At 43.0% G+C, this 6,607-nt stretch carries 4 protein-coding genes and 3 rRNA genes (1 of these 7 only partly in view); 3 read left to right on the forward strand and 4 right to left on the reverse strand.

All coding sequences use genetic code 11. The features are described 5' to 3' along the window. Positions 1 to 24: 24 nt before the first annotated feature. Both thiD and ACJYYY_RS10070 read left to right on the forward strand, forming a co-directional pair. Complete coding sequence (thiD, locus tag ACJYYY_RS10065) at positions 25 to 834, forward strand: bifunctional hydroxymethylpyrimidine kinase/phosphomethylpyrimidine kinase (protein WP_408868899.1); 810 nt, start codon at positions 25 to 27, stop codon at positions 832 to 834. A gap of 26 nt (positions 835 to 860) precedes the next feature. Beyond that, on the forward strand, positions 861 to 1,415 hold the full coding sequence (locus ACJYYY_RS10070; RefSeq protein WP_408868900.1) for a DUF420 domain-containing protein: 555 nt from the start codon (positions 861 to 863) through the stop codon (positions 1,413 to 1,415). Positions 1,416 to 1,480: 65 nt separating this feature from the next. Here the strand turns inward: ACJYYY_RS10070 and ACJYYY_RS10075 are convergent, their stop codons facing one another. Beyond that, positions 1,481 to 2,443: a rhodanese-related sulfurtransferase gene (locus tag ACJYYY_RS10075; protein ID WP_408868901.1), complete on the reverse strand. Its 963-nt coding sequence runs from the start codon at positions 2,441 to 2,443 to the stop codon at positions 1,481 to 1,483. 543 nt (positions 2,444 to 2,986) lie between these two features. Here ACJYYY_RS10075 and ACJYYY_RS10080 point away from each other — a divergent pair. Next, entirely contained in the window at positions 2,987 to 3,448 is a 462-nt protein-coding gene (locus ACJYYY_RS10080; RefSeq protein WP_035314888.1) for a hypothetical protein, read from the forward strand. Positions 3,449 to 3,563: 115 nt separating this feature from the next. On the opposite strand, the gene rrf (ACJYYY_RS10085) is transcribed toward ACJYYY_RS10080, so the two are convergent. The 3 genes from rrf (ACJYYY_RS10085) to ACJYYY_RS10095 form a co-directional block, all read right to left on the reverse strand. Then, positions 3,564 to 3,679: ribosomal RNA gene (gene rrf, locus ACJYYY_RS10085) — 5S ribosomal RNA — on the reverse strand. Between the two features lie 4 nt (positions 3,680 to 3,683). After that, positions 3,684 to 3,799, reverse strand: a 5S ribosomal RNA gene (gene rrf / locus ACJYYY_RS10090). Between the two features lie 266 nt (positions 3,800 to 4,065). Next, positions 4,066 to 6,607, reverse strand: a 23S ribosomal RNA gene (locus ACJYYY_RS10095); it runs 388 nt beyond the window's last position.

Genomic DNA, 6,607 nt, shown 5'->3' on the forward strand with positions numbered 1-6,607 from the left:
ATTTTTTCAAGAGGAGGTCTATATATGACGATTAAAAAAACATTAACTGTCGCTGGTTCTGACTCAAGTGGTGGAGCTGGCTTACAGGCGGATTTAAAAACATTTCAAGAATACGGCACCTTTGGTTTTTCGGCGGTGACTTCCATCGTTACAATGGATCCCGACGATAACTGGCGTCATGACGTCACACCGATTGATGCCTTGGTCGTGAAAGCAGCGCTAAAAACGATTCTATCCGGTGGGCCTGTTGATGCTATGAAAACTGGGATGTTAGGCTCTGTTGCCATCATCGAAGAAACAGCAGCTGCGATTGAACAACATCACTTGCAAAATGTCGTCATTGATCCAGTAATGGTCTGTAAGGGCGAGGATGAACTGATGCAACCCGAAAACGCAACCGCCATTCGTGACCTCTTACTGCCGTTAGCAACAGTAGTCACACCAAATTTATTTGAAGCGAGCCAATTAGCAGGAACTGCTCCCATTACTTCATTGGCTGAGATGAAGAATGCTGCTGTGAAGATTCATCAATTAGGGGCTCAATACGTTGTCATAAAAGGCGGCAAGGCGATTGATAGTGACAAAGCAATCGACCTCTTATTTGATGGAACAAACTATACGCTACTCGAAGCACCTAAGGATGCCAACAATCATAATCACGGGGCAGGCTGTACGTTTGCCGCTGCGATTACAGCAGGACTTGCTAATGGCATGACGGTTGAAGCTGCTGTTTCTAAAGCAAAAGACTTTGTTACAGCAGCGATTACAGGTGGCTTTGCACTGAACGAGTTCATTGGTCCTGTATGGCACGGTGCCTATAACCGCAACAACTAGTATTAGAATTTAAGGAGGATCTTTACATGTCTCAGGAACACCAACCAAAGAGTAAAAAAAATTATGTCGGGCTAATTATCACCATTTCAATTATTGCTGATATTTTAATTTTAATGCTCTTCTTTTCACCACTCGTCGGATACTCAGGTAAAATTAATTTTGACCTTTACTTATTCCCACGATTTAATGCGATTTTTAATAGTTTCACCTTTATCTTTCTCTGTATGGCACTGTGGGCGATTATTAAGAAGAAAAACATCAAGTTGCATAAAGGCTTTATTTTAGCTGCATGGTCATCAACAATGTTATTCTTATTTTCTTATTTAACCTTTCACTTTTTACAGAGTGAATCACCAACTTTCGGTGGTGAAGGTTTTATTCGTCCAATTTACTTTACTATTTTGATTAGTCATAGTATTTTAGCAGCCTTAGTCGTACCATTAGCAATGTTCGCTACTTGGTGGGGCTGGTCGCTGCAAACGCTCAAACATAAAAAAATTGTGCGTTGGACGATGCCAATTTGGTTATATGTGAGCATTACTGGTGTGATTGTTTATCTCTTCATGGCACCTTATTATTAAATAAAGTTCAAAAAAAGACTGACGTTATTCGTGGCTTAAACGAATAGCGTCAGTCTTTTTTTTATTTATTTTCCGTCAGTAATAAGGGCTAATCTCTCAGCAAATTGTGCGTCGGTTAAGTCATGACGTTTAGCGTATAGGTTGTCCTCATGAACACGACATGTGTGACAGCAACTGCCCAAATATTTTTCTTCATTCTCAACATGCGTTAAGATTTGTTTGTTGCAGCGAGGGTTGGCACAGTTGATATAACGCTCACAAGGTGTGCCATCAAAATGTTCAACACCAACGATAACTTCTTCAACGTGATTAATTGGCACTGAGATACGCTTATCAAAGACGTACATTTTACCGTCCCATAAATCGCCTTTGACTTTTTCATCTTTACCGTAAGTTGCAATTCCACCATCGAGTTGGCCCACATCTTTAAAGCCTTCACGAACAAGGTAACCAGAAAACTTCTCACAGCGAATACCACCTGTACAATAAGTTACTACACGTTTATCCATCAATTCATCTTTATGATCTTGCACCCATTGTGGCAATTCACGGAATGAACGAATATCTGGACGAATCGCACCACGGAAATGACCTAAATCATATTCATAGTCATTACGTGCATCTAATACAACTGTATTTTCATCTAATAATGCTTCTCTGAATTTCTCAGCATCCAAGTATTCACCTGTCACTTCATGTGGATTGATATCTTCTTCTAATTCAAGGGCAACAATTTCTGCGCGAGGACGACAATGCATTTTATTAAAGACGTGTCCCTCTGCCATATCAATTTTAAATTTAATACCAGCAAACATTGGATCAGCTTGCATATCTTTAACATATTGATTTGTCTTTTCAATCGTACCAGATACAGTACCGTTAATACCTTCTGCTCCTACTAAAATACGACCTTTCAATTCTAAATCTTTACAATAAGCTAAATGATTCGCAGCAAATTCCGTTGGATTTTCAATTGGTGTGTATAAGTAATAGAGTAAAACCTGATAAGCTTCTTTTGTTTCATTCATTTAAATATTCTCCTTTCAATACGTTCATACTATAATTACAACTCTTATATTATATCATGATTTACTAAAAAAAAACTATTAATAACTATTGATTCAGTTTCGAAATAAAGTCCTGGCAACCTTCATTTTCTGTCGAATTCAATTGTAGTGAGTTTGTCTATCAGATAATAAGACTTAATTGAAATCCTATTGAACAAGCTGTTTTCACTTTTGTTCTAGGCACGACGAACGAGAAACGTTGTGTATACTGTGATGTGCCTAATCCCGAGTGAGCAAACCGTAACGACCTAGAACAGCATTTATCTTCAGGCTCACCATTGATTGACCTCTGCTAACGTAAATAATTCTTATACCATTCGATAACAAAAGAACTACTCCCTTTCCCCTATTTATTAGCTTCCTCAAAAATTGTAATTTCAGTCGTATTTTGCTATACTGAATAGGAGTTATAGAAGAAGTGATGAGTTGACTAATCTTCCTTTCCGTTGGGAGATAACGCGTATCTTCCCTAACGACATTTAGTATATAAAAGGAGATTAACTGATGAAATCTTATCAAAACAACGATTCAACCGAACAAATTGCTCATGAACTTGCCCATACTTTTAGACTAGGTACTTTTAAAACTGAAATTAATGAAGCTGAAACAAAATTAAAATGGTCTACCTACCTTATTTTAGATTTACTCGATGAAAAACCGAAGTTATCAGCCAACAAAATTGCTGATGTTTACCATATTGATGTTGATAAAGTCAAAAAACAGCTGAAAGAAATGGTTATTGATGGTGTCCTTCGTGTTGAAACAAGCATTGAAGATAAAAAACTTAAATATTATTCTTTAACAGAAAGTGGTCGCTATTTTTTAAAAAAAGCACACCAAGCCCGTCATCAGGTTTATGATGGTCTCGTTTCCGAATGGTCTGAAGATGAACGTCTGCAATTTGCTGGCTTAATCCGTAAATTCAATGTCGAACTAAATAAAAAAGATTTAACATCTTCAATCTAAGTGCTTATAGGCTCAATACTACCAACTTAATAGTGAAAAAAGGAGCGGATAAATCCGCTCCTTTTTTCATGTTTTTAAAAATCAAAAAAAAGACACCCTTTTGGATGTCTTAGTTGCTTGGCAATGTCCTACTCTCACAGGGGGAAACCCCCAACTACCATCGGCGCTAAAGAGCTTAACTACTGTGTTCGGGATGGGAACAGGTGTATCCTCTTTGCCATTACTACCAAACTATGCTTGGCGACGTCCTACTCTCACAGGGGGAAACCCCCAACTACCATCGGCGCTAAAGAGCTTAACTACTGTGTTCGGGATGGGAACAGGTGTATCCTCTTTGCTATCGTCACCAAACATGTGTTTGAATTTCATCTAACCATCGTTCTTCATCGTTGTCTCCTTCGTCTCAATTGTCACATACAAACGTACGCTCCGCAATCAACTCATTGACGCCTTGAATAACTTGCTTATCTAAAATTCACATTAATAGATAAATCATCTACTAATTGCTTGGATAATTATGAAATTTTCATGAAAGCTTGCACTCTCAAAACTGAATACTAATTGATGTTTTTTCGAAAGGTAACAACCCATCGTCATTTTCGCTTTTAAAACTTAATAAGGTTAAGTCCTCGACCTATTAGTATTCGTCCGCTCCGTACATCGCTGCACTTCCACTCCGAACCTATCAACCTGATCGTCTCTCAGGGGTCTTACTCACATAAAGTGATGGGAAATCTCATCTCGAGGGGGGCTTCACGCTTAGATGCTTTCAGCGTTTATCCCTTCCACACATAGCTACCCAGCGATGCTCCTGGCGGAACAACTGGTACACCAGCGGTGTGTCCATCCCGGTCCTCTCGTACTAAGGACAGCTCCTCTCAAATTTCCTGCGCCCGCGACGGATAGGGACCGAACTGTCTCACGACGTTCTGAACCCAGCTCGCGTACCGCTTTAATGGGCGAACAGCCCAACCCTTGGGACCGACTACAGCCCCAGGATGCGATGAGCCGACATCGAGGTGCCAAACCTCCCCGTCGATGTGGACTCTTGGGGGAGATAAGCCTGTTATCCCCGGGGTAGCTTTTATCCGTTGAGCGATGGCCCTTCCATGCGGAACCACCGGATCACTAAGCCCGACTTTCGTCCCTGTTCGACTTGTAGGTCTCACAGTCAAGCTCCCTTGTGCCTTTACACTCTGCGAATGATTTCCAACCATTCTGAGGGAACCTTTGGGCGCCTCCGTTACTCTTTAGGAGGCGACCGCCCCAGTCAAACTGCCCATCTGACACTGTCTCCCACCCCGATAAGGGGTGCGGGTTAGAATGGTCATGTCACAAGGGTAGTATCCCACCAACGCCTCATCCGAAGCTAGCGCTCCGGAGTCCAAGGCTCCTACCTATCCTGTACAAGTGACACAAACATTCAATATCAGATTGCAGTAAAGCTCCACGGGGTCTTTCCGTCCTGTCGCGGGTAACCTGCATCTTCACAGGTACTATAATTTCACCGAGTCTCTTGTTGAGACAGTGCCCAAATCGTTACACCTTTCGTGCGGGTCGGAACTTACCCGACAAGGAATTTCGCTACCTTAGGACCGTTATAGTTACGGCCGCCGTTTACTGGGGCTTCAATTCGCACCTTCGCTTGCGCTAAGCACTCCTCTTAACCTTCCAGCACCGGGCAGGTGTCAGCCCATATACTTCATCTTACGATTTTGCATAGACCTGTGTTTTTGGTAAACAGTCGCTTGGGCCTATTCACTGCGGCTCTCTCAGGCTTTCACCTTAATAGAGCACCCCTTCTCCCGAAGTTACGGGGTCATTTTGCCGAGTTCCTTAACAAGAGTTCTCTCGCTCACCTTAGGATTCTCTCCTCATCTACCTGTGTCGGATTGCGGTACGGGCAGTCATTAACTAACTAGAGGCTTTTCTTGGCAGTGTGGAATCAGAACCTACGGCACTAGGTGCCACCACATCACAACTCAGCTTACGCGGAAAGCGGATTTGCCTACTTTCCTGCCTAATTGCTTGTACATGCATATCCATCAGCATGCGTTCGTATCCTACTGCGTCCCCCCATCGCTCAAACATTAATGACTGGTACAGAAATATCAATCTGTTGTCCATCGCCTACGCCTATCGGCCTCAGCTTAGGTCCCGACTAACCCTGGGCGGACGAGCCTTCCCCAGGAAACCTTAGATATTCGGTGGACGGGATTCTCACCCGTCTTTCGCTACTCATACCGGCATTCTCACTTCTAAACACTCCACCAGTCCTCACGGTCTGACTTCGCTGTCTTTAGAACGCTCTCCTACCACGAACATCATAGATGTTCATCCACAGTTTCGGTAATACGTTTAGCCCCGGTACATTTTCGGCGCGGTGTCACTCGACTAGTGAGCTATTACGCACTCTTTAAATGGTGGCTGCTTCTGAGCCAACATCCTAGTTGTCTAAGCAATACTACATCCTTTTCCACTTAACGTATATTTAGGGACCTTAACTGGTGGTCTGGGCTGTTTCCCTCTCGACAATGGATCTTATCACTCACTGTCTGACTCCCGAGTATAAGTCGATGGCATTCGGAGTTTATCTGAATTCAGTAACCCTAGATGGGCCCCTAGTTCAAACAGTGCTCTACCTCCACGACTCTCTACCTCGAGGCTAGCCCTAAAGCTATTTCGGAGAGAACCAGCTATCTCCAGGTTCGATTGGAATTTCTCCGCTACCCACACCTCATCCCCGCAATTTTCAACTTACGTGGGTTCGGACCTCCAGTAAGTTTTACCTTACCTTCATCCTGGACATGGGTAGATCACCTGGTTTCGGGTCTACGCCTACTAACTAATTCGCCCTATTCAGACTCGCTTTCGCTGCGGCTCCGTCTTCTCGACTTAACCTTGCTAGTAAACGTAACTCGCCGGTTCATTCTACAAAAGGCACGCTATCACCCATTAACGGGCTTTAACTACTTGTAGGCACACGGTTTCAGGAACTATTTCACTCCCCTTCCGGGGTTCTTTTCACCTTTCCCTCACGGTACTGGTACACTATCGGTCACTAGGGAGTATTTAGCCTTACGGGATGGTCCCCGTGGATTCCGACGGAATTTCTCGTGTTCCGCCGTACTCAGGATACATTCTGGAGAGAAGCGCTTT

The organism is Brochothrix campestris, assembly GCF_046058945.1.
GTDB lineage: Bacteria > Bacillota > Bacilli > Lactobacillales > Listeriaceae > Brochothrix > Brochothrix campestris.